This window comes from Prevotella sp. HUN102, assembly GCF_000688375.1.
Taxonomy (GTDB): Bacteria; Bacteroidota; Bacteroidia; order Bacteroidales; family Bacteroidaceae; genus Prevotella.
Genome location: NZ_JIAF01000004.1, coordinates 1,441,213 through 1,465,738, shown reverse-complemented (window position 1 = coordinate 1,465,738; position 24,526 = coordinate 1,441,213). Strand labels below are relative to the sequence as shown.

At 43.4% G+C, this 24,526-nt stretch carries 20 protein-coding genes; 3 read left to right on the top strand and 17 right to left on the bottom strand.

The genetic code is table 11. From position 1 onward, the window contains the following. Positions 1-243 precede the first annotated feature (243 nt). The 8 genes from P150_RS0111370 to ffh form a co-directional block, all read right to left on the bottom strand. A complete protein-coding gene (locus tag P150_RS0111370; RefSeq protein ID WP_028897787.1) occupies positions 244-1,278 on the bottom strand; it encodes an OmpA family protein in 1,035 nt (344 codons plus the stop codon). A 285-nt stretch (positions 1,279-1,563) separates the two neighbouring features. Next, complete coding sequence (locus tag P150_RS0111365; RefSeq protein ID WP_028897786.1) at positions 1,564-2,106, bottom strand: 2-oxoacid:acceptor oxidoreductase family protein; 543 nt, start codon at positions 2,104-2,106, stop codon at positions 1,564-1,566. 23 nt (positions 2,107-2,129) lie between these two features. Further along, on the bottom strand, positions 2,130-2,897 hold the full coding sequence (locus tag P150_RS0111360) for a thiamine pyrophosphate-dependent enzyme (protein WP_028897785.1): 768 nt from the start codon (positions 2,895-2,897) through the stop codon (positions 2,130-2,132). A 16-nt stretch (positions 2,898-2,913) separates the two neighbouring features. Further along, positions 2,914-3,999, bottom strand: coding sequence for a 3-methyl-2-oxobutanoate dehydrogenase subunit VorB (locus tag P150_RS0111355; protein ID WP_028897784.1), 1,086 nt, complete (start codon positions 3,997-3,999; stop codon positions 2,914-2,916). 3 nt (positions 4,000-4,002) lie between these two features. Beyond that, complete coding sequence (locus P150_RS17160) at positions 4,003-4,236, bottom strand: ferredoxin family protein (protein WP_081819320.1); 234 nt, start codon at positions 4,234-4,236, stop codon at positions 4,003-4,005. A gap of 11 nt (positions 4,237-4,247) precedes the next feature. After that, a complete protein-coding gene (locus P150_RS0111350; RefSeq protein WP_028897783.1) occupies positions 4,248-4,427 on the bottom strand; it encodes a tetratricopeptide repeat protein in 180 nt (59 codons plus the stop codon). Positions 4,428-4,469: 42 nt separating this feature from the next. Beyond that, positions 4,470-5,354 (bottom strand): bifunctional methylenetetrahydrofolate dehydrogenase/methenyltetrahydrofolate cyclohydrolase FolD, encoded by an 885-nt coding sequence (gene folD / locus P150_RS0111345; RefSeq protein WP_028897782.1) that lies wholly within the window; start codon positions 5,352-5,354, stop codon positions 4,470-4,472. Between the two features lie 45 nt (positions 5,355-5,399). Beyond that, positions 5,400-6,797, bottom strand: a complete 1,398-nt coding sequence (gene ffh / locus P150_RS0111340; protein ID WP_028897781.1) for a signal recognition particle protein — start codon at positions 6,795-6,797, stop codon at positions 5,400-5,402. 263 nt (positions 6,798-7,060) lie between these two features. Here ffh and P150_RS16465 point away from each other — a divergent pair, with 263 nt between their 5' ends. Further along, on the top strand, positions 7,061-7,867 hold the full coding sequence (locus P150_RS16465; protein WP_155953000.1) for a DUF4359 domain-containing protein: 807 nt from the start codon (positions 7,061-7,063) through the stop codon (positions 7,865-7,867). A 116-nt stretch (positions 7,868-7,983) separates the two neighbouring features. Here the strand turns inward: P150_RS16465 and P150_RS0111330 are convergent, their stop codons facing one another. From P150_RS0111330 to ftcD, 9 genes are all read right to left on the bottom strand, one after another. Further along, complete coding sequence (locus P150_RS0111330) at positions 7,984-8,601, bottom strand: TetR/AcrR family transcriptional regulator (RefSeq protein ID WP_028897780.1); 618 nt, start codon at positions 8,599-8,601, stop codon at positions 7,984-7,986. 147 nt (positions 8,602-8,748) lie between these two features. After that, on the bottom strand, positions 8,749-9,984 hold the full coding sequence (locus P150_RS0111325) for a hypothetical protein (protein WP_028897779.1): 1,236 nt from the start codon (positions 9,982-9,984) through the stop codon (positions 8,749-8,751). Positions 9,985-10,046: 62 nt separating this feature from the next. Further along, on the bottom strand, positions 10,047-12,512 hold the full coding sequence (locus P150_RS0111320; protein ID WP_081819318.1) for a TonB-dependent receptor domain-containing protein: 2,466 nt from the start codon (positions 12,510-12,512) through the stop codon (positions 10,047-10,049). A 263-nt stretch (positions 12,513-12,775) separates the two neighbouring features. Then, positions 12,776-12,991: a hypothetical protein gene (locus tag P150_RS0111310; RefSeq protein WP_155952999.1), complete on the bottom strand. Its 216-nt coding sequence runs from the start codon at positions 12,989-12,991 to the stop codon at positions 12,776-12,778. Between the two features lie 234 nt (positions 12,992-13,225). Further along, a complete protein-coding gene (locus tag P150_RS0111305; protein ID WP_028897775.1) occupies positions 13,226-14,770 on the bottom strand; it encodes a restriction endonuclease subunit R in 1,545 nt (514 codons plus the stop codon). A 451-nt stretch (positions 14,771-15,221) separates the two neighbouring features. Next, complete coding sequence (gene hutI, locus P150_RS0111300) at positions 15,222-16,466, bottom strand: imidazolonepropionase (protein ID WP_028897774.1); 1,245 nt, start codon at positions 16,464-16,466, stop codon at positions 15,222-15,224. Positions 16,467-16,482: 16 nt separating this feature from the next. Beyond that, the gene (hutH, locus tag P150_RS0111295) at positions 16,483-17,958 is read right to left on the bottom strand and encodes a histidine ammonia-lyase (protein ID WP_028897773.1); all 1,476 of its coding nucleotides are present in this window, start codon (positions 17,956-17,958) and stop codon (positions 16,483-16,485) included. Between the two features lie 243 nt (positions 17,959-18,201). After that, positions 18,202-20,196 (bottom strand): urocanate hydratase, encoded by a 1,995-nt coding sequence (locus P150_RS0111290; protein ID WP_028897772.1) that lies wholly within the window; start codon positions 20,194-20,196, stop codon positions 18,202-18,204. A gap of 147 nt (positions 20,197-20,343) precedes the next feature. Further along, positions 20,344-22,047 (bottom strand): glutamate formimidoyltransferase, encoded by a 1,704-nt coding sequence (gene ftcD, locus P150_RS0111285; RefSeq protein ID WP_028897771.1) that lies wholly within the window; start codon positions 22,045-22,047, stop codon positions 20,344-20,346. A gap of 290 nt (positions 22,048-22,337) precedes the next feature. Here ftcD and P150_RS0111280 point away from each other — a divergent pair, with 290 nt between their 5' ends. Further along, a complete protein-coding gene (locus tag P150_RS0111280; RefSeq protein ID WP_028897770.1) occupies positions 22,338-23,285 on the top strand; it encodes an aldose epimerase in 948 nt (315 codons plus the stop codon). A 642-nt stretch (positions 23,286-23,927) separates the two neighbouring features. Further along, positions 23,928-24,236: a hypothetical protein gene (locus P150_RS0111270; RefSeq protein WP_028897769.1), complete on the top strand. Its 309-nt coding sequence runs from the start codon at positions 23,928-23,930 to the stop codon at positions 24,234-24,236. Positions 24,237-24,526: the final 290 nt, after the last annotated feature.

Here is a 24,526-nt window from a genome sequence, read left to right as displayed (position 1 = left end):
AAATGCAACGCAAACGTGCGAAGATTGCAGCGCATTCTTCGCACGTTTGAAAAATGTATTTTCAACTACCAGATTATGATGTAGCCTGACAAAGCAAATATGTGCTGCCTGATGCAAACACATTCCTCAATATAAATATTTCGCAAAAGGTCAGAAAACCTACATTAAACAAAAACTCCTCGGTACTAAAAGTACCGAGGAGCATTTTTATGTAATTCTAATAATTACTTCTTGTTGATTTGATTACTTAACGTAAACAACTGCAAGACGGTTAGAAGTTGTGCCCTGAACACCCTTACCAGTAGCTTCATCAACGATTACGCCACGGCTTGAGAGGTAGTCTGCAACAACCTTAGCACGGTTTTCAGACAGTCTCTGGTTGAGTTCTGCACTACCTTCTGGAGATGCTGTACCAACAACCTGTACGTGGCTGCCTGCCTTAACATTGTCAAGAGCTACCTTAGCTTCGTTAGTAAGAGCATACTTGCCCTGAGCGAATGTTACGAATACCAAGTCAGAAACTGTGAATTCCTTAACAGCAGGAACTTCCTTAACGATTTCCTTAGTGATAACTTCCGGCTTACGGTTGCGAAGCTCATTGATCTGTGCGTTGAGTGCATCGATTTCAGCCTGATCACGTGGAGTAACAATTGTGAAGTTGTGTGTGCCGTTAGAGTTCTTGAACTTGTAAACGACACCTGCATTCAACTGAACGAAGCTACGGTTGATGTTATATTCTGCACCATCGTAACCTGCACCGTTGATTGCGTAGTTGATAGAAGGCTCAACGTAAATCTGCCATGCCTTAGACTCACCGAGGTTGAAAGCGAAGTCAATACCAGCCTTAGAAGTCAAAGCATTGATATTCTTCATTCCCTTGTTGTTGAAAGAATGGAACCAACCCAAACCATAAACAGGAATTACCTCAAATGAACGAGGCTCGCCTTTGTAGCCACCGAACCAGTTGCTCAAGTTTACAGTAGCCAAAAGACCAGTGTTCAAACCACGAACAACAGTTCCAGTAGATTCGCCTGGCTTATTTGAGAAGTATGCATTGCTCTCAACTGCCAAACCGAATACAGGAGTAAACCAACGACCGATACGAAGCCCAGCGTTAGGATTGAGGTCGCTCAACCACTTGTGTCCAGTTGTCTTTGTAGCAACACCACCGTTGATTCCAACATAGATGTTATCAAAAGTCTTGCTCTCTGCAACAGTCTGTGCAGAAGCAGATACTGCCATTGTAGCAGCAGCCAACATTAAAACTAACTTTTTCATTGTCTCTCTGAATTAATTAATATTTTAAAAAGTAATTTTCAATCGATTTCGGGTGCAAAGTAATAAAAAAATACTCATACTACCAAATTATTTCAACAAAAACTATCATAAAACCAAAGAAAACAGGTGATTATGAACAAGAAACAAGTAAAAAATATAAATACATACAAATAATAACCCATTATAATTTTAGCTGATGTAAATAAAAAAGGAACCCTATGGCATCGCTGCTGAAGGTTCCTTAAACAAATTAGAGAGTTATAAAATATATTGTAAAAAAATCAATTACTGTTCGGTAATTATCTTCTTACCCTCCTCCACAGCTTCCATATTCAATGGAATCATGTGGTGGTGTCGCTCTGGCAAGGTCTTGAACAATGCTTTGTTCAAACCATCAAGACTTACCACTGGGCAAACTTTCAACAAACCACCAAGGACAATCATATTAAAGACTTTTGAGTTCTTCATCTCAGCAGCCTTGTCCATTGCATCAATGCGATAGACTGTAATGTCCTTGCGTGTGGGAGGTGCTATCACACCAAATCCATCGTAAATCAAGATGCCACCCGGTTTTACCTTTGGCTCAAACTTCTCGAGGGAAGGCTGATTGAGCACGATGGCTACATCGTATTTACTTAGAATAGGTGACGAAACTCGTTCATCGCTTACAATTACTGTTACGTTGGCTGTACCACCTCGCTGCTCTGGTCCATAGGCCGGCATCCAAGTAACTTCCTTATCTTCCATCAGTCCCGAATAAGCAAGGATCTTGCCCATAGAAAGAACGCCTTGTCCTCCGAAACCACTAATAATTATCTCTGTTTTCATACTCTTCAACTATTAATGATTAACTAAAGATTTGTAGTATCCTTGAGGTCGCCCTTCAAGTATTCAGGGAACATATTCTCACGCATCCATTCATTTGCCTTTGGCGGAGTCAGTTTCCAACCACTATTGCAGGTAGCAACAATCTCAACGAGAGAACTTCCCTTACCCTGCATACTGGATTCAAAAGCTTTTCTGATGGCTTTCTTTGCCTTGTTGATGGACGCAACAGTATCAACACTCTGACGAGTCACGTAACAAGTACCCTGCAAGTGGCTTGCCAGTTCGGTAATGTTCAATGGATAACCGTGAATTTCAGGATCACGACCATAAGGACAGGTTGCTGTTTTCTGACCAATCAATGTAGTCGGTGCCATCTGTCCTCCCGTCATACCGTAAATCGCATTGTTGATGAAGATGATAGTAATGTTTTCGCCACGGTTCAAAGCGTGAATAGTCTCGGCAGTACCGATGCAAGCCAAGTCGCCATCACCCTGATAGGTGAATACCAGACGGTCTTGCCAAAGACGCTTGATTCCGGTTGCAACAGCAGGAGCACGTCCGTGCGGTGCTTCTTCCCAGTCAATATCCAGATAACGGTATGCAAATACGGAACAACCAACAGGACATACGCCTACGGTCTTTTCCTCCATACCCATCTCAGCAATTATCTCTGCTACGAGTTTATGTACAACTCCGTGTGAACAACCGGGACAATAGTGCATTGTCGTGTCGTTCATCAATTTCGGTTTCTGGTATACCAGATTCTCTGGTGAAATTATATCATTTGCCATAAGGCTTTCCTCCATATTATTTAATCAACTTTTCCTTGAGTGCTTCCACGATTTCTTCCGGATCAGGAACAATACCACCTAATCTTCCGAAATGCTCAACAGGCAGCGCACCATTAATAGCCAGACGAACATCCTGCACCATCTGACCGGCATTAATCTCACTTACCAAGATTCCCTTCTTGCCCTTTGCAAGATCAAGAATCTCCTTGCTTGGGAATGGCCACAGCGTAATAGGACGGAATAAACCAACCTTTATACCCTGTTCGCGTGCCAACTCGATGGCCTTCTCTCCAATACGGGCAGCACTACCGAAGCTAACGATGATGTAGTCAGCATCTTCGCACTCACGAGTTTCATAACGCACTTCATTTTCACGAATCTGCTTGTACTTCTCCTGCAAGTGAATGTTTCGCACTTCCATTACTTCCGACTGCAATTCCAAAGAAGTAATAATGTTAGGATTGCGACCACCCCTCTTACCCATAGCAGCCCAAGGACATTCCTTCATTATTTCCTCTTCCGTGCGACGCGGCTTCATAGGTGGAAGAACGATTTTCTCCATCATCTGACCGATAACGCCATCGGAAAGAATCATTGCCGGATTCCGATACTTGAACGCCAACTCGAAAGCCAAATCAACAAAGTCTGCCATTTCCTGAACAGAGTTCGGTGCAAGAACGATGACATTATAGTCGCCATTACCACCACCACGTGTAGCTTGGAAATAGTCGCTCTGGCTCGGTTGGATAGTTCCCAAACCGGGACCGCCACGCATAACGTTAATAAACACTCCGGGAAGTTCCGCACCAGCCATATAGGTAATGCCTTCCTGCATCAAAGCGACACCGGGAGAAGAAGAAGACGTAAGCACGCGCTTACCTGCTCCAGCTCCTCCATAGATCATATTAATAGAGGCTATCTCGCTTTCAGCCTGCAAAACAACCATTCCAGTGGTTTCCCAAGGCTTCAAAACAGCCAATGTTTCAATAATTTCACTCTGTGGAGTGATAGGATAGCCAAAATAACCATCTGTTCCACAGCGGATAGCAGCGTGCGCAATAGCTTCGTTGCCTTTCATCAATGTTATTTCTTGTTCAGCCATACTTCATTCCTCCACTTTTTTACGATAAACAGTAATACATCCGTCTGGACATACAATTGCACACGATACGCAACCAATACAACGATCGGCATTAGCTGGTTCAACAAATGGGTACCCGTGCGTGTTCACTTTCTTCTGTGCCAAGGAAATAACTTCCTTCGGACATGCGACGACACACAACTGGCATCCCTTGCATCGTTCGGTATTAACGACGATAGCTCCTCTAATCTTGCTCATAGTTTTTGTTTTTAAGGATTATATGCGTCTTTGTTATAAAAACTGAAGATAGCTTCCAGCATCTTCTTAGCTTCGACAGCAGGAGAATCCGGATCCAAGTCAATAGCTTCAAGATAGCAATTCATTGCATTCTTAAAATCACCTTTCTTCCTGTAGTCATTTCCCAGTTTCAAATATTCTTCTGCTGTCATTATCTTTCGTATTAATTTTTGTGATTGGCAATATCATTCTCCCTACCGGTAGTATTCTTTCTTACCGGCAGCAAGTGTGTTTTTCATCAGAGAACAGATGGTCATCGGACCAACGCCACCCGGTACGGGAGTTATGTAAGAGCACTTAGGTGCAACTTCATCAAACTTCACGTCTCCACTCAGACGGAAACCACTCTTTCGCGTTGCATCCGGCACGCGAGTCGTACCTACGTCTATGACAACGGCTCCTTCCTTCACCATATCGGCAGTAACAAACTCTGGTGTTCCGATTGCTGCAATAATAATGTCTGCCTCCTTACACTCCTCTTTCAAGGTCTTTGAACGCGAGTGGCATACGGTTACCGTTGAATCGCCATACTGCTTTTGCATCATCAACTGCGCCATCGGCTTTCCTACGATATTGCTTCGACCCAAAATCACACACTTCTTTCCTGAAGTCTGGATATTGTAGTGCTGCAACAATGTCAGAATACCCAATGGGGTTGCTGAAATGAAACAAGGAAGACCGATAGCCATTCTACCCACATTGATAGGATGGAAACCATCCACATCCTTGCGATAGTCGATTGCCATAATTATCTTCTGTTCATCAATATGCTTAGGCAGCGGCAACTGAACGATGAAACCATCCACGTCTTCATCCTTATTAAGTTTGTCTACACAAGCGAGAAGTTCCTCCTCGGTAACATCATCTTCAAAACGAATGAGCGTAGACTTGAAACCACACTGTTCGCAAGACAGCACTTTGTTCTTCACATAGGTCTCACTGCCACCATCGTGGCCTACCAATACTGCTGCCAAGTGTGGCTGCTTGCCACCGGCTTCCATTATTCTTTTCACCTCTGCTGCAATCTCCTGCTTAATCGCAGTTGCAGTAGCTTTTCCATCAATAAGCTGATATTCCATTCTGATTATTAGTTATTATAGGTTTATATTATATTTTTTTTAATTCTAAAGTTTAGGCATCTTTGGCATATTCGGCAGATCAGGCATATTAGACATATCGCCCAATTCCTTCATATTAGGCATATTCTTCATTCGTCCCATCATACCTGCCATCTTGGAGCCAGTTACCATCTTCATCATCTTGCGAGTCTGGTCGAACTGCTTGACAAGACGGTTTACCTCTTGAATATTCGTACCCGAACCCTTTGCAATACGCTGCTTGCGGACATTGTTCAGGATTTCAGGATTTGTGCGCTCCTTCGGAGTCATACTCAGGATAATCGCCTCAATACCCTTGAAAGCATTGTCGTCGATATCCACGTCGCGAATAGCCTTGCCCACGCCGGGAATCATAGAAGCGAGATCTTTCAGATTACCCATCTTCTTAATCTGCTGAATCTGATTGTAGAAGTCGTTGAAGTCGAACTTGTTCTTCTGAATCTTCTTCTGAAGTTTCTTTGCTTCCTCCTCGTCGAACTGCTGCTGAGCACGCTCCACCAGCGAAACCACGTCGCCCATACCCAAGATACGGTCTGCCATACGGGCAGGATGAAACACGTCGAGTGCCTCCATCTTCTCGCCGGTACCGATGAACTTGATAGGTTTCGTAACGACCGTGCGTATTGAAAGCGCGGCACCACCACGGGTATCGCCGTCCAACTTTGTCAATACGACACCATCGAAATCCAAACGGTCATTGAACTCTTTTGCAGTATTCACTGCATCCTGACCTGTCATTGAGTCTACAACGAACAGAATTTCATCAGGATTCACGTGATTCTTCAGGCTTTCGATTTCGTCCATCATCTCTGCATCCACGGCCAAACGACCAGCGGTATCGATGATTACGACATCATTTCCTTTCGCCTTTGCTTCTCTGATAGCGTTTTCAGCAATCTGATTCACGCTCTTGCTTTCAGGCTCGCTGTAAACAGAAACGCCTACCTGTTCGCCTACAACGTGCAACTGCTGGATAGCAGCAGGACGATAAACGTCGCAAGCCACGAGCAACGGATTCTTGTGTTCCTTTGTCTTCAGCAAGTTGGCAAGTTTTCCAGAGAATGTAGTCTTACCCGAACCCTGCAAACCACTCATTAATATGATTGCCGGCTTGCTTTCGAGCTTCAGGCCCACTGCCTCTCCACCCATCAGCTCTGCCAATTCATCGTGAACAATCTTTACCATCAACTGACCGGGCTTCACAGCCGTGAGCACGTTCATACCCAAAGCTTTCTGCTTTACGGTATCGGTAAATGATTTTGCAACTTTATAGTTTACATCGGCATCCAACAATGCTCTACGCACGTCTTTCAGCGTTTCGGCTACATTTATTTCTGTTATCTTGCCTTCGCCCTTCAGAATCTTAAAGGAACGGTCAAGACGATCGCTTAAATTTTCAAACATTATCTTATAGTGTCTTTTAATCGAAATATATGCAAAGATAATAAATATGGTATATAAAAGCAAATGAAAAAGAAAGTATTTAAAAAAAATTATATCTTTTCTTCTTTACCTTATTATATATAAGTGGCTAAAAAAGCAAAAAATCTTTGTTTTCTCCGGAAATATTATTTAAATTCGCACTCTGTATAAACGAAAAAACTCGCAGTAAATCAGAGAGATTCACTATCGGTTCAATCATAAACAACAAAGAGAGAGGAAAGCAAATGGAATATTACATCAGAACAAATAACGAGAAACGAGGCCCATACAGCATAAAAGAACTGATGGAGAGAGGGCTGAACGAGCATTCGGTTGTAATGCCCGCGAATGGGCTTGAATGGGTTGAAGCAAGCAAGATAGAGGATTTGCGACAGGCAATTGCCAATCTATCGTCAGGCAAGCAAGGTGTCTGGGAAGCACAAGCAACGGGAAACGCAGCCGAGGAAATCCCCATCGTGCAGGCAAACCCTGTTTCCGAAAATGAAGAAAAGCCAACTTCGGCTGCCCAGAAGAAACGTGGAGGCTGCCTTTTCTATTCATTCCTCACGCTGCTTGTCTGCGTCGGGGTGCTTATCTTCACTTGTCCGAAACCACAAGACCACAAAAATGAGTTATCCGACGTAATCACCGCCACCATCAACGAGTCTGTAAGCGAAGCAGGCGAAAAGTCAGGCAGCGACTTGCTCTCCTCAGCACTGAATGCTCTCAGCAATTCATTCACAAAACAGATAGTGAACTTCGCCGCCGACAACCTTATCACCGTGGATAATTACTTTGTCTGCTCCGTAGGGAAAGTGAATCTCGACGGCAGAGACCGTATCGTCTCCGTGGGCTTATTGGGGCACATCTTTACCACAGACAAGGAAAACCTAAAAAAGGCTGCTACAAAATATTACGAGAAAGCCGAAATAAGACTGGAAGAAGAGATTAAAAGAAAGACCAACGAACTGATTAACGACAAAATTCTCAATCCATTGACGGATTTAGCAGAAGACTTTGTGGGCTCCACCATCGAAAACTTGTTCAAGTGATAATTTGGAATTAAAAATCAGAAGAGGATTTTCCCAATATCCCATTGACGGTATTACTGAATAGTGTAAATACTATTCTTGCTTGATGAATTGTATCACAAGCAGAATCCTTATGTTTATGGAATATTTAAAAGATATTTCCACCCTCCAGTAGTAAATTTTACATAGTCCTTTATTATTAAATCTATTTCCTCTTGACTCATATCTTGATGGAGCACAATTTCCTTCACAACATCGTACCATAAGGTGCAAAGAATATGAAGGAAATGCGGCGATATATCAATATCTACATAGGGGTATTTTTCCTTCATTATCTGCAAGTACCTAATACCGTCCTGAAGCATATCGTCTTGACGTGTCTGAAAGAATTTCTCAAGCGAAGTACCGGCAGTCTCAAAAAGCAGCAATCTCATTTCATCCCGATAAGGTGTGATGACGGATGCCATCTGATCGTACATCATTTCTAAAAAACTATCATATTTAAAGACATCGATTGTAAAATAAGAAATGCTTCTGTTCTTTTCTCTATATTCTTCAAACGCTTTAATCAATGGGGAAAGAACTGCTTTTAACAGGTCGCTCTTATTTTCAAAATAATTGTAGATATTGCCTACTGCCACTCCGGATTTCAGTGAGATAGTTTTCATTGATGTGTTTTTTACTCCATTCCTCAAAAACTCCTCACGTGCTACGGCAAGTATAAGTGTCCGAATATCTTTTTTCCGTGTTTGCATTGTCTGAATAAGATTATACAATAAATTCAGATGCGAGGAATGCTAAATTCATTCCCATTCCAACAACTGGTTGAGACTGACATTCCTCGTATCTTAATTGTGATCAAACGTTCAAAACCAAACGTATACTTTTATACCATCCTTTGTTTATTTGGCATAGCTGTAAAAGAAACCCGGATTGCCCTGCACATTGATGACAGGCCCTTTAACTTCTTTATTCTCCGGATTATATGTATAGAAACCTGTTGCCTTTTTGTTTGCACTTCCAAACACAATGAGATTCTTGTATTTGGCAATAGCTATGCCTTGTGGATTGGATATTTCCATATTCGCAATCTTAGTTATAGTTTTCTCTTTGAGGTCAATCACGCCCGGGAAATGGGTAAGACTCAAATATGGGTTTGCCATCCCTTGAGCATCAAGTCCGTATGAATTTCCGTAAATATAAAGTTTTCCGTTACCGGCATAATACATCGAAGCTATGAATTCGGCATATTTGGTAGACAGTCCTTTTACTTCCGTCTGATTTAAACGAATGACATAGTCAGGATCAATTTCATCTCTGCCATTCTTTATGCGTACAATACCACCCGGAAAATCAGGTATGAACCCAAATGCTCCTATACAATTTATGTAGATGTCTTTATTCTCATCCATAAATATTGAATTAGCATCTATCGGACGTGTTGCAAAGCTAAGTCCGTGCGTCTTGTTTACAATATGTTTTTTCAACTCATCGGTTTGAACATCTATCATAGCAAGCTCTATGCTGTTTTGCGTAGGCATCCATTGTGCATTCATTTGATTGAGCCCTACATAAAGTTTTCCATCCCGTATTATCATTGCGGCCGGTGATACTTTTGCATCCTTCTGCTGCAAACTGTTCAGGTCTATATCCTTGATTTTGGTCATCGTTGTCGGGTTAAACACTCTGACGAGTCCTAATCCCTGCAAACTTACATAGGCTTTTTCGTGATTCAGTTCCACAACGTTGCAGGCATTTGCACCTGCCGGTATGGGCAATGCTCCTTTTTTAATCCATTTTCCGTCATTGCTCAAATTATAGCGGGCAATCTCTGCTTTTGAATTTCCCATATAGTCTGGAAAAGAGTAGATGTTTCCATTGGGCAATGCTATTGGAGTTGCTCCAAATCCTGTTGGCAAAGTATTTTCATTATCGTAAGTACCCGGAACAAAATCGGATAACGCCTGCAGATATATACTGCCATTGTTTCCCTCAGGGTTTGTTATGCCTGTTGCAAAAATTACCCCCTTGAAAGCTCCGCCTTCAGGTATCGGAGTTGGCGTAGGGTCGTCATTGTTACTGCAAGAAACTGTCAGTGCCATCAGTGCAATGGCTGAAAATAATGCTTTAATTTTCATACTATTATTTTTTTAATGATAAATATATATTGTTTGTTATTATATTCTGATTGTCTCGGGATTTATTTTAGCACATATCTTATTTTAAATGCCAAAGAACGGCCGGGAAGCGGACGGTTAAGTTCCGAAACAACATTACGGTTAGACAGGTTTTTAACCTTCAAGGCGAGAGTCCAACGGTTGTTTTCCAAACTATGTTCTATCCCTGCATCCATAGTGAACGATGTGGGTATTTTGCGCTCTTGATATTTGCTCATTTCAAAATCATAGAAATATTGATGAATGTAGGACGCATCGAAGAGCAGACGTGTGTTTTGCCCACGACCTCCAAAAAGATTTTCTTTATGAAACTCCACACCAAAATTTCCTAACAGATAAGGCACATTAGGTATGCGTTTTCCTTTTGTGGGATTAACAACCTCTGTTCCCGGAATGTATTTCCGAGAGTCGCGCAGGTCTTGGTATGTACCATTTGCATACACATATAACAAAGGTGTAATATCGCCTTTTGCTTCCAGTTCTATTCCCATCGTGCGTACACTTCCGAAGTTTCGGTATCGCGCCATAGTAGGAATCACATCGGGTGTAAACCGTATCATATCCTTGAGAGTGTTGTAGAATCCATTGACTTCCAACTCTATCAGCCCTCCATCGTTTCCTTGCTGCCGGAACATAGCACCAATGTTGCAACCCGTGGTGCGCTCGGGCTTCAAGGCCGGCGATGCGAGTATGGAGTAACCGTTGCCAATAAGCTCCTCACTCGTGGGAATGCGTACTTCCGAATTGAAAGCCGCCTTAACCATAATTTCCGGAGTCAGCTTATAGCGCAGGGCATTGCTGAATCCGTAAAAACTCTTCGATACTTTTACAGGTTCAGGTTCGTTTACCGAAAAAATATCAATGCTCCTTGAGTGCGAAGAGAATATGAAGTTCTTGAATGTCAATGCGTTCTGAAGACGGTCGTCAAACAGGTTTAGATCGTAGGAAAGTCCTGTAGTAACGTTATTCATATTGCTTGGAAAGTTTGCACGAAATCCGAGAGCCTTGTCCATAAGCAGATCTTTCGGTTTTAAGGCCGTATTGTTGGCATATATATTGAAGTTTATGCTATGATGCCTGTCAATCGTATAGCCTAAGTTGAATTTTCCTATGAAATCATTCGACCTGTTATGCCCGTCCGACGGAAACTTGTTTTGTTCTCCTCCATAAGGCGATACAGGCGGAAGCTCATTCCCGTCCCAGTCATATTGATGCATCGCCGTGTCGTGCATTCCATATTTTCCCAATACATAGCCTAAATCCAAATCGAAATCCAAACCATCCAAAAAGAAATTATCGCGTTTAAAATTCAGAGCTGCGACAAAACTTTCCGACTTGTTATACGCTTCCCTGATATCCATATCAATACCTTGAATCTCCTGATGGGTACGCATTGCTATAAGCTCTAACTTTATTTCGTCGAACCACCATTTGGTAGCTTTTACAGAACCACCGGCAATGAATTTCTTGAATCTATCGTGGTTGCGTTCCACTTCGCGGTTATCAATATTCACAAGCCGCATCTTGTAGTTGTTGCCCGCATAAGTATAGAATCCTCCCACGCTGAATTGAAGCCCCGATTTCACATCCGTCCGTTTCAGTATAGAGGAAAACTGATGGGTGTTGAACGAGCCTATCTCGTATGAAGCATCAAAATACAATGGAGGATATTCTTTTGTAACTACATTGACTGCGCCACCTAAAGCCGAGCCACCGAACTTATAAGGCACAATACCCTTGTAGACCTCTATGCGTTCTATTAAGTTGGTCGGTATATCGTTGAGAGCCACAAAGTTGCCAATCTGTCCCAATGGAGTCTCGTCTACAAACATTCCCATCCGTTTTCCTTCCAAACCTCTGACCGAGATACGCGAAGAGCTGCCCATACCTCCCGTATTGCGGATAGTTACACCTACCGTGCGGGCCAAAACATCGTTGATATTCGATGCTGTTCCCTGCAGCTGTCTCTGCCCGATAACTGATATTGGCATAGCCGACTCTTTCAGCCGTCTTATGTCGCTACGCATAGTTACAGTTACTTCATCGAGCTGCTTGCCAGTACTTTTCAGGCTTACATCACATCTTGTGCTGTCCTTTACCACAATTTCTCGTCGCTCGTCTTTGTATCCTATGTATTTAAACAACAGACGTGCTTTCCGGCTGTTCGGAATTTGCAGCGTATAGTTTCCATTCCGGTCAGTAGAAGTTCCAAAAACTCCATTGTCGATTATTACGGATGCCCCTATGAGGGCTTCTCCTGTGGCAGCATCGGTTATTGTTCCGTATAGTACTGCTTTTTGAGCATTGACCGAATATGCAAATACGCTTAAAAACAAGCTTAGCGCACAACGAAATGCCACGCTTTTGAAAAACGAACGAAATTCAAAATTATTCAAAACAAAAATCCACCATCTTTTTTTATCAAGATGGCGGATTTCCTTATGAATGAATGCAGATGTCTGTCTGCGTTTTCTAATAAAAATATTCATATCAGTTTTACATAATTCTTAATTATTAATATGCAAAAGTAATAAAATCCGTGAAACTCAACAATACCTAAAAATAGGTAAATATGAAATATTGAATAAACCCGGGAATTTCTCACAGACTGTATTCTGATAGCAGGTGTTGAATTTGTCAGTATCATCTGCACTTGCCTTTTCATCAAATGCTGATTGCATAATTCGCATTGAGCCAAAACTGAAACCAAAGCAGCAAATACAGACTTTGCATTTCTGCGATATGCCATTTTTCAAAAACGAATATCATTGTATTGGTCTGCCACCAACAACAGGTAAACAAAAAATATTCGCTGAATTAATTCTGCCTGCATATTTCTTATTTCCTTATGCTCTTCGTTTATTTCTTTAATAAAGCGCAAAATAGTTTCAACAAAACTGCTTTCATTACAGACAGCCAAAGAGAGGATTTGCAAATGACCGAAGAATGTTCTCCATTCTTCGGTCACTTGCCGTGCATTCTTGCGAAGAATGGAACACATTTTTCGCACGTTTGCAAACAGCATCACTACTACCTGATTTTCAACCACTTACAAAACACATACCATTTGACACTTTGCAGAATTTAGAATGTAAATCTAATGATAGGAAAGGATACATTCAACATATTATTAATACCATAGATGTAAATATTGGGATTATGTGACAAATTATCCAATACTGTATGATTAGATGCAAAAACTCTACAAGGACCTAATAACTTCAGCTCCAATCAATTGTTTTAATCGTGTCCCAATTGCTGAATCGGAATATATTGCTTTCCAATGATTTTCAAATATCGGATTAGTCTGATCACTAGAACCAACCTCATCAACTTGATATATAACAAGTCGTTCTTTATCACAAAGCCCCATTAATTTACTTCTTAATAGCCTTGCATACGAAAGACCTTGACGGAATGCACGATTTAATTCTATTGCCGATGACATATCGAGTTTGGCTTCTATGACAAAAGGAGCGTTTTCAAAATGCTCTTTTCCTTGTGGGAAGAACACAAAATCAGGTATAGCTTTCTCTTGACGCCCAGCTTTCAAACTAAGTTGTCGAGTCCAGTCCTTATCTTCATATCCTAATTCTCTCAAAATTGGAATCAGAATCTTTTCTTCTACATCTTTCTCTAATTCAATAATACCAAAATCCACATCGGCACCATCAAAGAGTTTTGGTAATATGGATACATTTCCTCCTCGTTCTTCTATCATTTCCAACAGTCGAGAATAATCATCAGCACTCAATTCCACTCCATTAATTCCTTGCAAGTTCCCTCTTACTATTGGAACTTGTGAAAAATACTTATCTGCTTTAAGGTCTTTAAATCCTATTTCGGGAATCCTAATTCCATCACATACCGCTGTACGACATTGATAACTATCAAAAGGATTGAATATACCACCAGAATTTGCACGCCAAATGGAATGAATGTAACTCCTTGGAGAAGTACAATAAATTATAATAATATCACCTCGTTTCGTTCTTTCATTGCAAGCCCATATATGACCTTGATTATCTTCGTCCTTTCCTAAATTATCAAGATACGTAAAATCAGCTTTTCCAGAAGCTCCGGTAAGCCAAACATTCGTCGGTTTGGGCATTTCTATTTTTACAGTTTCTCCTATCGCCATACCTCCAAAGTCATACAAACACGCACAAAACTCAGCATCGGTCAATTCGTATTTCTTTTGAAACTCATTCATACAACCACATAAATCATAATAGAACATCAAATATTCTTTATAATCTTTTGTCCTAGGAATTTCAGGCAAATCTATACCTAATACATCACAACGTTTCTGCATTAAGTCAAAACGTTGTGGGAGTAAGATAGGCTTAAAATAGTCATAATGAAAATACAAAAAGAGGGATAAAGGACAAACCATAGAGTTTTTATTTCTAAATTTATCTTTAGGCAATAAAATTTCTTTTTCATACCATACTGTATCGCCATTAATATCAACATCGAAATTTATTAAATCGAAATCTTCTACAAATTTCAAAAAAGACTTGCGAGTAAAATTTTCTTTAGGTAATGGGTATCGTTCTAATAAATTTATCAATATACAACCATAGATATTGGTTGTCAATACTGAATCAAAATCATCATTCCATTTCTTAGCAGATTCACAGATATTAATAACAGATTCATATGTATCTTCTACATCAGGATTAAACAATTCTATAACATCTTTTCCTTTTGCCTCTTTATATAAGTTCCAGAAATTCTTATTCATAAACAAATACGAGTTTATATTATTCTTAGTTTAAGAAACAATTTGAAAAATTATTGTTTCCATTAGATTTTACAAACTACTGAAAGACAACAAAATTCAAAATATATTTCCAAAAACAAAGTTAAATAAATATTTTATATCCACGATGATTTCTACTAACTTTTAGCAAATAATTTCTTAATACTAGACCAAGTACGACAAATATCTCTTTCTCCCTTTCTTTCAGTTGGCAATGCCCGCATAGTTTCCACCTCCGTTGATAAATCCTATGATTATACTGAAATCATTAATACTTCCGAATACAATTCTTTGCTGACACTTTATCTAACGAAACATTCTATTCTACAAAAAACAAAAAGAGAAAGAGATTGTACCGATTGGGAGAAAATGTACAACACAAGACTATGTAGCATTCTTTTATTATCGGTAAAATCTCTTTCTCTTAAATGGCTTAACCTACGTATTCCTCGCCCTTGAGGAAGATACGCCGAATAATCGGGGTGGTGTAAGCGTATGGAATGAAATCTACGGACGGGATGGGGGCAGTGATAAAGAAGTTCGCCACCTTTCCCTTCGTGATAGAACCGTAGTCCTCGCTCAGTCCCATTGCATAGGCTGAATTGATTGTTGCCGCATTGATAGCCTCTGCCGGCATCAGGCGCATCTTGATGCAAGCCAGCGAAACGGCAAACTTCATATCGCCCGACGGCGTTGAACCCGGATTGTAGTCGGACGCAATCGCCATTGGCAGCCCTGCATCTATCATCTTTCTGCCCGGGGCAAACGGCATATTGAGGAAGAACGACGTGCCGGGCAGTGCAGTAGGCATTGTTTCGGTATCCTTGAGCAGCTCTATGTCTCGGTCGTCCATCGCCTCAAGATGGTCTACGGAGAGTGCGTTGCACTCCACGCCTACTTCAACGCCACCCGATACGGCAAGTTCCTCGCCGTGTATCTTGCCCCGCAGTCCGTATTTCGCACCGGCTTGCAGCAATCGGCGCGTTTCGTCGGGCGTGAAGAAACCTTCATCACAGAACACGTCTATGAAGTCGGCAAGGTTTTCTTTCGCTACTGCCGGAAGCATATCGTTGATGATGTGGTCTACATATTCTGCCTGTCGGCCTGCGTATTCGCGACCTACGGCGTGTGCGCCGAGGAAATTCGCCACCACTTTCACGGGAGCAGTTTCCTTGATACGGCGGATAACACGCAGCATCTTCAGTTCGTCTTCGAGGTTCAGCCCGTAGCCGCTCTTTATTTCCATCGCTCCCGTACCCTTACGGATCACTTCGTCTACACGCTTCATCGCCTGATTGTAGAGTTCGTCTTCCGAAAGTTCGTGCAGTCGGTCGGCAGAATTGAGAATGCCGCCACCTCGTTTGGCTATTTCCGCATAGCTGAGTCCGCGAATCTTATCCACAAACTCGTGCTCGCGGCTGCCTGCGTAGACCACGTGTGTATGGGAATCGCAGAACGAAGGCAGCACCGTGCCCCCTTCAGCATCCACAATCAGCGTGTTTCTGTCTACCTGAGGCGTATCCACACGCCCACCATACGATACTATGCGCCCGTTTTCCACATAGAGAAAGGCGTTCTCGATGGTGTTGAGTTCCGACATTTCCTTGCCTTTCAGACAGCGTTTTCCTTCGTGTCCGACACCGGCAAGGACGCCTATGTTTGTTACTAATAGTTTCATAGCAGCAGTATTCTTCTTACTTTCTCAAGAAATCTACCGACTCTGCAATGTGAGGAGCCATAAACTGGTCGTTCTCCACGAATGGAACCACCTTACGGTAAGCCTCGAAGATTGCCTCGATAGCCGGAGAAGACTTCAGTGGGCGACGGAATTCGAGTGCCTGCGCTGCATTGAAGAGTTCGATAGCAAGCACACGTTCTGTGTTCAATACCACCTGATAGAGCTTCGTAGCTGCGTTCGCACCCATACTTACGTGGTCTTCCTGACCTTGTGAAGAAGGAATACTGTCGGCAGAAGCAGGCGTACAGTACATCTTGCTTTGGCTTACAATAGAGGCAGCCGTATACTGTGGAATCATAAAGCCGCTGTTCACGCCTGGTTTAGCCACGAGGAAACTTGGAAGATCGCGTGTGCCGGAAACGAGCTTGTAGATACGGCGTTCTGAAATGTTGCTGAGTTCGCAAAGAGCAATCGCAAGGAAGTCCATCGGCTGTGCGATAGGTTCGCCGTGGAAGTTGCCGGCAGAGATAATCAAATCTTCGTCAGGGCAGACAGTTGGATTATCAGTAGCTGCATTTACTTCGATGTCAATAACTGATTTCACGTAACGGATGGTGTCTTTCGATGCACCGTGAACCTGCGGCATACAACGGAATGAGTAAGGATCCTGCACGTTTACCTTCGGCTGCTTGATGAGTTCGCTGCCTTCGAGCAATTCACGAATGCGTGCAGCAGTCTCAATCTGTCCCTGATGTGGGCGCACAGCGTGTACGGCGTGTGTGAATGGTTCGATACGGCCGTCGTAAGCCTCGAGCGACATTGCGCCAATCTTGTCTGCCCAGTCGCTCAGACGCTCTGCCTGAAGCATACACCAAACGGCAAATGCGTTCATATTCTGCGTGCCGTTGAGCAGCGCAAGGCCTTCTTTTGACACAAGCTGAATCGGCTGCCAGTTCATCTTCTTCAGCATTTCCTCGCCGGAGATAACCTCGCCGTTCATTTCCACGCTGCCGATACCCAACAGAGGCAGGCAAAGGTGCGCCAGAGGCACGAGGTCGCCCGATGCACCGAGAGAGCCTTGCATATAGACAACAGGATAAATATCGTTGTTGAAGAAGTCAATCAGACGCTCAACAGTTACCAACTGGCAAGCCGAGAAACCGTAACTCAAGGATTGAATCTTGAGCAAAAGCATTATCTTGACGATTTCATTAGGCACTCTTTCGCCCACACCACAGGCGTGAGACATCATAAGATTCTTCTGAAGGTCGGAGAGCTGTTGCTTGTCGATGGAGATTTTGCACAGTGAACCGAAACCGGTTGTTACGCCATAGATGGGCTTGTCTGATGTTTCAATCTTCTTATCCAAGTATTCGCGGCAGCGAACGATGCGCTGACGTGCATCGTCTGAGAGTTCGAGCTTGATGTTGTTCTTGATGATTTCGCCGATTCTTTCGATAGAAAGGTGTTCTGCACTTATTTGATGTGTCATTGTTGTTCAATTATTTTGGTTATAATAAGGAGAAGGAGGCAGAGGTTTGCATTGTTTTAACGGCATTTGTCGCTATACTTAAACGGCGATGGTCGTTAAACTTAAACAGTAATGGTCGTTATACTTAAACGATATTTGCCGTTATACTTAAACGACGACAGCCATTATATAATGAAGACCGAAGTCTTCTCTCGGGAACGATTACGCGAACGCCTGCCCCCTCCTATTCTCTTGTTTTTAATGTTAGAATGCGTTGTTGATAATGTCGTCTTCAACGAGGTTCGGAAGCGTTACGGTCAGGCCCGGAGTGCGTTCCATTTCGCGCTTGATGGCGTCCATAGAACCTTCGTTGCGTGCCCAGCTACGGCGTGAGATACCATTATTGACGTCCCAGAGGAGCATCTGACGGATATGGCGTTCAGCATCTTCGCCTCCATCGATAACCATACCGAAGCCGCCGTTCATCACTTCGCCCCAGCCTATGCCACCACCATTGTGGATTGATACCCAAGTTGCACCGCGGAATGAGTCGCCGATAACGTTCTGAACGGCCATATCGGCACAGAACTGCGAACCGTCGTAGATATTACTTGTTTCGCGGAATGGCGAGTCGGTACCGGAAACGTCGTGATGGTCGCGCCCGAGAACAATAGGACGGCTGATTTCGACACGCTTGATAGCCTCGTTGAACGCCAAGGCAATCTTTGTTCGCCCTTCAGAATCAGCATAGAGGATTCGTGCCTGAGAGCCAACTACGAGCTTGTTCTTGCCCGCTTCCTTGATCCAATGGATGTTGTCGTCCAACTGTCCGATGATATCCGGAGTGGCAGTCTTGCGCATTTCCTCGAGCACCTCCGTTGCAATACGGTCGGTTGCTTCCAAATCCTTCGGGTCGCCAGACGAACATACCCAACGGAAAGGACCGAAACCATAGTCGAAGAACATCGGACCCATAATGTCCTGAACGTATGAAGGATAACGGAACTTGCCGTTTTCGCCCATAATATCAGCACCGGCACGGCTTGACTCCAAGAGGAAGGCGTTGCCATAGTCGAAGAAATACATACCGTTGGCAGTAAGTTTGTTGATTGCAGCAACCTGACGGCGCAAGGATTCCTGTACCTTTTCCTTGAACAGTTCGGGTTCTTCTGCCATCATACGCTTGCTTTCCTCCAAGGAAACGCCCACAGGATAGTAACCGCCTGCCCAAGGATTGTGGAGCGAAGTCTGGTCGGAACCGAGGTCTACACGGATATTTTCTTCTGCCAAACGCTCCCAAAGGTCTACCACGTTGCCCACGTATGCCATTGAAACGACACGCTTTTCCTCAACTGCCTTGCGAACAGCCGGAATCAATTCGTCGAGACTTTCGTGGAGTTCGTCCACCCATCCCTGTTCGTGACGCTTACGGGCAGCGAGCGGATTGATTTCGGCCGTAACGCTAACGACGCCTGCTATATTGCCCGCCTTCGGCTGAGCACCCGACATACCACCAAGACCTGCCGTCACAAAGAGCTTCATATTGTCGCCACCCACCTTGCGGGCAGCATTCAATACGGTAATCGTTGTTCCGTGAACGATACCCTGCGGGCCGATATACATATACGAACCGGCAGTCATCTGACCGTACTGGCTCACGCCCAATGCGTTGAAACGTTCCCAATCGTCAGGTTTTGAATAGTTCGGAATAACCATACCGTTGGTAACTACCACACGAGGTGCATTCTTGTGTGATGGGAAAAGTCCGAGAGGATGGCCGGAATACATCACGAGTGTCTGCTCATCGGTCATCTCGCTCAGGTATTTCATTACCAAACGATACTGCGCCCAGTTCTGGAACACGGCACCATTGCCACCGTATGTAATCAATTCGTGAGGATGCTGCGCCACAGCCTTGTCCAGATTGTTCTGAATCATCAGCATAATGGCTGCCGCCTGTTCAGACTTGTGTGGATATTCGTCGATAGGACGGGCATACATTTCGTATGTAGGACGGAAACGATACATATATATACGTCCGTAAGTGCGCAGTTCTTCTGCAAATTCCGGAGCCAGCGTAGCGTGGAACTTCTTCGGGAAATAGCGCAGAGCGTTGCGGAGTGCGAGTTTCTTCTCCTCTTCTGTCAGAATTTCCTTGCGCTTCGGTGCGTGGTTAATGTTAGGATCATACGCCTGTGGTTCAGGCAATGTATCGGGAATACCGACACGGATATCTTCTATGAATTGTTCTTTAGTCATAGTTGTAATGGTTTGCTTAAAGTTATTTAATAGGAATCAGGGTAAGTTGATGAGGGGTTAAAGGTAAACACCTTATTATTATATGTAGGATTTTATACTAACAGACACCTGCCTTCAATCCCTCTTCAACTTTTATGACTCCGAATATTATAATTTTGCTTCGACTATCTTCATAATTTCAGCCTCAGCCTCGTTTGCCTGCTTGATAAGAAGGTTGGCATCGGCAACAAGCATATTGGCAACCTGACGATCCTTGAGGCCTGACGCATTGATCTTCACGTTCAAACCTGCACCCAATACGGCTGCACGGGCAGCAAGCACGCCCACTCCGGCATCTGAAACGCTGTTTGGATTGCCCTCTTCAGCCATAGCCTTGCAGAGTTCAAACACCTTTGCAGATGCCTGCATCGTGTGCAGAGGCACCTGAGTTGCAAAGAGCGTTGCATCCTGAATGGCCTTTGAGCGGGCAGCCTTTTCCTCTTCAGTACCCTTTGGCAGACCGAATGCCTCCATAATACGGTTGAATGCCTCGGTATCTTCGTCTACAAGCACCATCAGTTCTTTCTGAATAGCCTGACCTTTTTCTGCCCAATCACTAAATTCTTCCCAACGGGCGTCCCAACCGGCCTTGTGGCTTGAAAGGTTTGCCACCATTGTACCGAGCGCAGCACCGAGCGCACCCATATAGGCAGAGATAGTTCCACCACCCGGAGCAGGCGACTCGCGCGATGTTTCTTCTGCAAATCCCTTGACAGTAAGGTCAATGAGGAGTTCCTTCTTGTTCTCGTCTTCCAACAAGTATTCGATAACCTTCTCGCGGGCGTTGAACCCCTTCAAATCGTCCAAGCCCATTGACTTGATGGCAATCTTGATAATATCAGCTTCAGGAATACCTGTTGAACGGTTCTGCTTCTTCAGGAAGTATTTACCTGCCTCTATCAATGTGCGCTTTGGAATCAATCCAACAATTTCAGTACCTGTTACACGAACGCCACGGTTCTGCGCACAACGGCAAACCTCGTCGAAAGCAACGTGAAGCGGGGTTACATTGATATCCGTGATGTTCATTGACACCTGAGCAATCTCATATTCGTCAATATACCATCCGATAGCCTTTGTAGCCTTCAATGTGCCCGGTATCATAATGGTTTCGCCATTGGCGTCCTTCATAATCTTTCCAACCGGCGATCCACCTTCGCGCTGTGGACGGCCCTTCTCGCGAACATCGAATGCAATTGCATTGGCACGGCGTGTGGAAGTGGTGTTGAGATTGAAATTGGTTGCAATGAGGAAGTCGCGCGCACCAACTGCCGTACAGCCTGTACGAGCCACTCCTTCGTCCCAAGCACGTGCGCCGAAATCGGGAGCTTCTTTCTCTACTGTCATTCTTTCAGGCAATCCTTCGTATTCGCCCTTGCGGCAAATAGCAAGGTTCTTGCGCTCCAGTGTTCTCGCAGCAGCCTCATAGCAATAGCAGGGAACGCTGAGTTCGGTTGCAATCCGTTCAGCAAGTTTGCGTGCCAGTTCTGCACATTCCTCAAGAGTAATACCCGCAACAGGAATCAAAGGGCAAACGTCCGTTGCTCCCATTCGTGGATGTGCTCCGTGATGCTGGCGCATATCAATGAGCTGCGCAGCCTTCTTCACACATTGGAATGCAGCCTCAACAACCACTTCCGGCTCTCCAACAAAGGTAATAACCGTACGGTTGGTGGCTTCTCCCGGGTCTACATCGAGAAGTTTCACACCTTTTACGCGCTCAATCTCATCAGTAACTTGCTTGATAATTTCCTTGTTGCGTCCTTCACTGATATTAGGAACACACTCAACGATTTGTTTTTCTCGTACCATATTATTTTAGAATATTAAATTTAGGCGATAGTTAATTGGTTGTAAAATTAGGAATAATGAATTAGAATACAAAGAAATATTCATTAAATCATTAAAAAAAATGCTTTTATAGTGATTTTTTGGCATCAATTATCCTAAATTTCTGCTGAAAGAAAAAGAAAATGTGCCAATCTGCAAGCCGTGAACAAATAAAAAAGCAGAGGGATATGCAGAAAAATGAACATAAAAAAGCAGGCTTATGATAACTTTTTCGTATCTTTGTGATTAATAAACCAGAAAGAGAGAATACAATGAAACACTACGCACTGACTGTCATTGCCTGCCTGATTGCCTTTACGGCGAAGGCACAAGAAATAAAGACTTTCCAATTAACGAACAATACCGGAATGCAAGCCGTGGTAAGCAACTACGGTGCTCGCCTGATGTCGCTCACTGCCCATAACTGGAACGGAAGGCTGGAACCTGTGATAAAAGGCTATGAAAACATAGAAAGCTACAAAAGAAACCCTATGCTCGGCGCAACGCTCATAAGCATAGACGGCAACGTGGAACGCACGCTGGCAGAAAAGACGTGGGAGGTGCTGAGTGCAGACAACCAGTCTGTTACCTTCAGATACATTACTGCCGACAGCGAAGCGGGGTTTGAAGGCAAAATGAACTTCACCGTAACCTACACGCTATCCGATCAGAACGCACTCGACATTGACTATCGTATGACTTCCACCATCCCTACGTTGTACAAACTTACCAACGGCATCGTCTTCAACCTCTCCGGCGACCCGAACCGTTCCATTCTCCAACAGCATCTTTGGGTGGATTCGCACAAATCGAACGTATTTGACAAGGAGATGCACCTCACGGGCGAACAGGAGAACGTGCGCCACACTCCGCTGAACTTCACACGGACACGCGAGATAGGCGAAAGAATCAACGACCTGAAGACCGGCTACAACCACGCCTTCCAACTTCGCCACCCTGCAAACGTGCAGAAGCCTGCCGCAATCCTTTTCGATGCGCAGAGCGGCAGGGCAATGACGGTATATACCTACGAGCCTACGCTTAAAATAAACTCCTACGGCAAGAAGAGCACAGGCATTTCCTTCCAGCCCCTTCACACCGGCTACGATGAAAACAAGGAGAAAATCAATGCCACCATCACTCCCGGACAGGTATTCCACGCTGCCACCGTATTTGTGTTCACTACCGATCCTCCATTGATAATGAAAAAAGGAGAATAAAGAAAACCACGATTCGTCTGTCTTCTACCTTATCATATATAATGGTCAAGGTTATTCCGAACGCATCGCACATAAGGCTGCAAGTGAATGAGCCAATCCGAAGACGAGAAAACGAGTTTGCAAGGAAACAAATCAACAAACAAAACGAATGAGGTAAGGATATTCTCTCTCCGTTCCACTTTTCATTTGCATTGCATTTATAAATCCCTGAAAATCAATAGATAAAAACTTCATTTCCAAACGTGCGAAGATTGCATTCCATTCTTCGCACGTTTGCCTTGCATTCTTCGCAAAAATGAAGTGCAATCTTCGCAAAAATGAAAATCGCGCTAATTTGGTTTAACTCCAACCATATCAATTCAAGCCCTAAACAACACAAATTCACACAAATATTATCTCTATTTATGAGTATATTTCCTCACTATCACATCACTCCCACTATCTATAACATAGGAGAAAATACGATTCCGAATAAGTGTACTTGCTTAAAATTCATCCTTATATTTAGGGGAAAGCATCCCAACAAAGTGTATTATTTTCTTAAATATGTTTATTCTATATTTTAAAATGGGGGGAGATCGTGTTAATTTGTTTATATTTGCACATAATAATACTAAAAAAATAATTTAAAACACCAAGATTATGACTATACGTAACAAAATTATCCTAAGCACTTTGCTAGGCTTTGTACTTCCTTTGGGCAGTGCGTGGGGACCGTTGCTGATAACTCCGGACGAAAAGAATAGGAAATTCAGAAAGAGAGTAGCCCTGTATGGCCTTTGTGCCACCGTCTTTTCGCTTCTCGCCTTTTCGTACTTTTGGTATCAACAAATAGAGAGACTGGAAAACGATTTGCCACTGGATACAACGAATATGTGGATTTATTCTATGTTGTATGTAGTGCTGATGGTGGGATTCTACGCTTATTGCTTCTTCAATAGGGAGAAATAAAGATTAAAATCGGAGTTCGGAGTGAACCGAAGTTATAAAGACAGGAGAACGAGAAAACGAATCGACAGGCAGATTGCCTCAGTATATGCAGGGAAATATGGAAATGCAATGCTGAAACGGTAGGATGATGAAGAAATCTACTTGCCCTTTCGTTTCCTCGTTCTCTTGTCTTTTCGCCTATTTGTTGCCTTGTCTTCTCGTAAACTCGTTCCCTTGTTCTCCTGCATCCTCGTTCCCTTGCCTCTTGTTCTCTCGCAAACTTATTCTAAACTCCGGTTAATAAGTTTTAA

What these genes read in the sequence shown, in the direction of transcription:
- P150_RS0111370 (WP_028897787.1), bottom strand. Translation starts at nt 1,278, where the DNA reads ATGAAAAAGTTAGTTTTAATGTTGGCTGCTGCTACAATGGCAGTATCT.
- P150_RS0111365 (WP_028897786.1), bottom strand. Translation starts at nt 2,106, where the DNA reads ATGAAAACAGAGATAATTATTAGTGGTTTCGGAGGACAAGGCGTTCTT.
- P150_RS0111360 (WP_028897785.1), bottom strand. Translation starts at nt 2,897, where the DNA reads ATGGCAAATGATATAATTTCACCAGAGAATCTGGTATACCAGAAACCG.
- P150_RS0111355 (WP_028897784.1), bottom strand. Translation starts at nt 3,999, where the DNA reads ATGGCTGAACAAGAAATAACATTGATGAAAGGCAACGAAGCTATTGCG.
- P150_RS17160 (WP_081819320.1), bottom strand. Translation starts at nt 4,236, where the DNA reads ATGAGCAAGATTAGAGGAGCTATCGTCGTTAATACCGAACGATGCAAG.
- P150_RS0111350 (WP_028897783.1), bottom strand. Translation starts at nt 4,427, where the DNA reads ATGACAGCAGAAGAATATTTGAAACTGGGAAATGACTACAGGAAGAAA.
- folD (WP_028897782.1), bottom strand. Translation starts at nt 5,354, where the DNA reads ATGGAATATCAGCTTATTGATGGAAAAGCTACTGCAACTGCGATTAAG.
- ffh (WP_028897781.1), bottom strand. Translation starts at nt 6,797, where the DNA reads ATGTTTGAAAATTTAAGCGATCGTCTTGACCGTTCCTTTAAGATTCTG.
- P150_RS16465 (WP_155953000.1), top strand. Translation starts at nt 7,061, where the DNA reads ATGGAATATTACATCAGAACAAATAACGAGAAACGAGGCCCATACAGC.
- P150_RS0111330 (WP_028897780.1), bottom strand. Translation starts at nt 8,601, where the DNA reads ATGCAAACACGGAAAAAAGATATTCGGACACTTATACTTGCCGTAGCA.
- P150_RS0111325 (WP_028897779.1), bottom strand. Translation starts at nt 9,984, where the DNA reads ATGAAAATTAAAGCATTATTTTCAGCCATTGCACTGATGGCACTGACA.
- P150_RS0111320 (WP_081819318.1), bottom strand. Translation starts at nt 12,512, where the DNA reads ATGAATATTTTTATTAGAAAACGCAGACAGACATCTGCATTCATTCAT.
- P150_RS0111305 (WP_028897775.1), bottom strand. Translation starts at nt 14,770, where the DNA reads ATGAATAAGAATTTCTGGAACTTATATAAAGAGGCAAAAGGAAAAGAT.
- hutI (WP_028897774.1), bottom strand. Translation starts at nt 16,466, where the DNA reads ATGAAACTATTAGTAACAAACATAGGCGTCCTTGCCGGTGTCGGACAC.
- hutH (WP_028897773.1), bottom strand. Translation starts at nt 17,958, where the DNA reads ATGACACATCAAATAAGTGCAGAACACCTTTCTATCGAAAGAATCGGC.
- P150_RS0111290 (WP_028897772.1), bottom strand. Translation starts at nt 20,196, where the DNA reads ATGACTAAAGAACAATTCATAGAAGATATCCGTGTCGGTATTCCCGAT.
- ftcD (WP_028897771.1), bottom strand. Translation starts at nt 22,047, where the DNA reads ATGGTACGAGAAAAACAAATCGTTGAGTGTGTTCCTAATATCAGTGAA.
- P150_RS0111280 (WP_028897770.1), top strand. Translation starts at nt 22,338, where the DNA reads ATGAAACACTACGCACTGACTGTCATTGCCTGCCTGATTGCCTTTACG.
- P150_RS0111270 (WP_028897769.1), top strand. Translation starts at nt 23,928, where the DNA reads ATGACTATACGTAACAAAATTATCCTAAGCACTTTGCTAGGCTTTGTA.